Origin of the sequence: Butyrivibrio sp. NC2007, from assembly GCF_000421405.1 — a bacterium.
GTDB lineage: Bacteria > Bacillota > Clostridia > Lachnospirales > Lachnospiraceae > Butyrivibrio.
This window is the reverse complement of record NZ_ATWY01000047.1, coordinates 1-1864: the sequence shown is the minus strand read 5'-3', so window position 1 is coordinate 1864 and position 1864 is coordinate 1. Positions and strand designations below refer to the sequence as shown.

Here is a 1864-nt window from a genome sequence, read left to right as displayed (position 1 = left end):
GTACAAAATTTTTTATTATAATCCTCCTTAGCTCAGTCGGTAGAGCATTCGGCTGTTAACCGAAGTGTCGTTGGTTCGAGTCCGACAGGGGGAGCGCGAGAGGTCGTCTTAAGGCCAGGCTCAACTGAAGTTCTAAGCTCGAGAGAACCTCGCTAAGAACTCCAGCAGGGCCTATTGCTAAGCGGTCACAAGACGCCCGCTAAGCACTAGGCTCCGTGGTCAAGCGGTCAAGACATCGCCCTTTCACGGCGGTAACACGAGTTCGATTCTCGTCGGAGTCATTTATCAGGAGCTTTAGCTCAGTTGGTTAGAGCAACCGGCTCATAACCGGTCGGTCCCGGGTTCAAGTCCCTGAAGCTCCACTATGGTTTTTTAATAGTATATTGAAGAACCGCGTAATACCCAGTATTCATTAAAAAGGGGTCTTAGCTCAGCTGGGAGAGCATCTGCCTTACAAGCAGAGGGTCACAGGTTCGAGCCCTGTAGGCCCCACTAACGCGATATGTAATATTTGCATATCGCGTATTTTTTACCACAGCATAATATGGTAAATGCCGGCGTGGCGGAACTGGCAGACGCCCGGGACTTAAAATCCCGTGGGTAGTAATACCCGTACCGGTTCGATCCCGGTCGCCGGCAGTAAAGAAGAGAAGCAGAGATGCTTCTCTTTTTTTGAAGATCATACCGAACATATGTACCGTCTGCTTTTTGTCTGATATAATAGGTGTATTGATAGAGGGGTGAAAATATGATGAATGTAACATTTGATACTGCAAATAAAAAAGATATTTCAGAACTGACCAGGCTTCGAATTGCATATATCATGGATGATTATGGAACTATCAGCGAAGCTGATAAATATGCCATGGAAGAGCAATTACCTGGTTATTTTGAGAGAAAACTGGGCAAAGAGCTTATTGCTTTTGTAGCAAGAGCTGATGGACAGCTGGTTGCCACGGCATATCTTTTGCTTATAGAAAAACCAGCTAATCCATCTATGCAAAATGGACTAGTTGGTGAAGTGCTGAGCGTATTCACTGAGAAAGAGTATCGTGGACAAGGCATCAGCACACGCTTAATGAACGATCTGGTAAAATATGCCAAGGAGAATCGTCTGTGTTATATTGACCTGAAGGCTACAGAAGAAGGTTATTCTCTTTATAAAAAGATTGGCTTTGAAGAAAGAAATCAAAAATATAAGGATATGCGGTTGAAACTATAGTATTTTTTTAGACTAACCCTGGGAGGGAAGATGAAAAGAGAACTTGGAATAGCGCGTTGCGGATTAGCATGTTGCCTGTGTTCTGAAAATGTAACCTGTAAGGGATGTAAAAGAGATGGCTTTATGGAGCTATCCTGGTGTAAAGATGCCGAGTGGTGTGAGGTCCGCAGGTGTGGTATTGATAAAAATCTGAATGGATGTTATGAATGCAAACCGGCGAATTGTCGCAAAGGCTTATATGCAGACAAGATTAAAGCAAGGGCATTTGCGGAATATGCACGAAGGTTTGGAGTAGAAGAGCTATTGGATTGCCTTGAACGCAATGAAAAGGCAGGTATAGTTTATCATCGGGAAGGAATTATGGGAGACTATGACGACTTTGATGATTTAGAGGAACTGATAAGCTATATAAAAACAGGGAAAAGATAATGAAAATTGGTATTTCAGCTTGTTCAAACGGACATTTGCCGGAGTGGCAGGATCAGATAACTGAACTTGAACAGGTTCTTGACAACATGAATATTGAAACAGCTCTTTCACCGCATATTATAATAACGTGCGAGAAAACCCCTTCCGATGAAGTCGGTTGTGGGATGAATCGCACTGATGTTTAAATTTTGTAATACGAGAACATATGTTTGC

The 1864-nt window shown here is 43.1% G+C and carries 3 protein-coding genes and 5 tRNA genes; all 8 read left to right on the top strand.

What is annotated here, in order from left to right; translation table 11 throughout:
- The first annotated feature begins 21 nt into the window (after window positions 1-21).
- The 8 genes from G632_RS0118280 (at window position 22) to G632_RS0118245 (ending at window position 1836) form a co-directional block, all read left to right on the top strand.
- A tRNA-Asn gene (locus G632_RS0118280) sits at window positions 22-94 on the top strand.
- A gap of 115 nt (window positions 95-209) precedes the next feature.
- Window positions 210-281, top strand: a tRNA-Glu gene (locus G632_RS0118275).
- A gap of 7 nt (window positions 282-288) precedes the next feature.
- Window positions 289-362, top strand: a tRNA-Ile gene (locus G632_RS0118270).
- Between the two features lie 57 nt (window positions 363-419).
- Window positions 420-492 (top strand) — tRNA-Val (locus tag G632_RS0118265).
- Window positions 493-553: 61 nt separating this feature from the next.
- A tRNA-Leu gene (locus G632_RS0118260) sits at window positions 554-639 on the top strand.
- 109 nt (window positions 640-748) lie between these two features.
- Window positions 749-1222, top strand: a complete 474-nt coding sequence (locus G632_RS0118255) for a GNAT family N-acetyltransferase (RefSeq protein WP_022770958.1) — start codon at window positions 749-751, stop codon at window positions 1220-1222.
- A 30-nt stretch (window positions 1223-1252) separates the two neighbouring features.
- Complete coding sequence (locus tag G632_RS0118250; RefSeq protein ID WP_022770957.1) at window positions 1253-1651, top strand: DUF3795 domain-containing protein; 399 nt, start codon at window positions 1253-1255, stop codon at window positions 1649-1651.
- Window positions 1651-1836, top strand: coding sequence for a hypothetical protein (locus tag G632_RS0118245; RefSeq protein ID WP_022770956.1), 186 nt, complete (start codon window positions 1651-1653; stop codon window positions 1834-1836). The genes G632_RS0118250 and G632_RS0118245 overlap by 1 nt, the downstream gene beginning before the upstream one ends.
- Window positions 1837-1864: the final 28 nt, after the last annotated feature.

Coding starts and splice junctions, on each gene's coding strand:
- G632_RS0118255 (WP_022770958.1), top strand. CDS start 749: ATGATGAATGTAACATTTGATACTGCAAATAAAAAAGATATTTCAGAA.
- G632_RS0118245 (WP_022770956.1), top strand. CDS start 1,651: ATGAAAATTGGTATTTCAGCTTGTTCAAACGGACATTTGCCGGAGTGG.
- G632_RS0118250 (WP_022770957.1), top strand. CDS start 1,253: ATGAAAAGAGAACTTGGAATAGCGCGTTGCGGATTAGCATGTTGCCTG.